Origin of the sequence: Pseudoalteromonas sp. MMG007 (genome assembly GCF_018100985.1) — a bacterium.
Taxonomy (GTDB): domain Bacteria; phylum Pseudomonadota; class Gammaproteobacteria; order Enterobacterales; family Alteromonadaceae; genus Pseudoalteromonas.
This window is the reverse complement of the sequence record NZ_JAGJEI010000055.1, coordinates 1-475: the sequence shown is the minus strand read 5'-3', so window position 1 is coordinate 475 and position 475 is coordinate 1. Positions and strand designations below refer to the sequence as shown.

1 protein-coding gene is annotated in these 475 nt (G+C 43.4%); it reads left to right on the top strand.

From position 1 onward, the window contains the following. Positions 1 to 264: 264 nt before the first annotated feature. Positions 265 to 475: IS3 family transposase (locus tag J8L71_RS18395; RefSeq protein WP_211001808.1), on the top strand; the 211-nt coding region annotated here is incomplete at its 3' end.

Below are 475 nucleotides of genomic sequence, written 5' to 3'. Positions count from 1 at the left end.
AAGCCAATTATCAGATAAACCTAAATCCGTTCAATCATTCGATGAAAAACTGAAGATCGCCAAATTAGAGGCTGAGTTAAAACGTGTTACGGAGGAACGAGACATTTTAAAAAAGGCCGCAAGGTACTTTGCCAGCAACCCCGAGTAAAGTACGGCTTCATTCGTGATCACCAAAATGAATTTTCTATCACGGCGATGTGCCGCCTTTTTAAGCTGCATCGAAGTGGTTTTTATGCGTGGTTAAAAAAGCCCTTAAGCGATAGAGTGCTTGAAGATAATCGTTTGTTGAAGCTTATTAAAGAGTTTTATGTAGCCAGTGGTGGCACGTATGGTAGCCCTTGGATACATGCAGACTTGCGTGAAGTAGGCGAGCAATGCAGCGTAAACCGTGTTGCGAAGATCATGCGACAACATAAGCTTAAAGCGCAAATTGGATACAAGCGTCGCCATCTTAAAGGCGGTAAGACATCGCGGA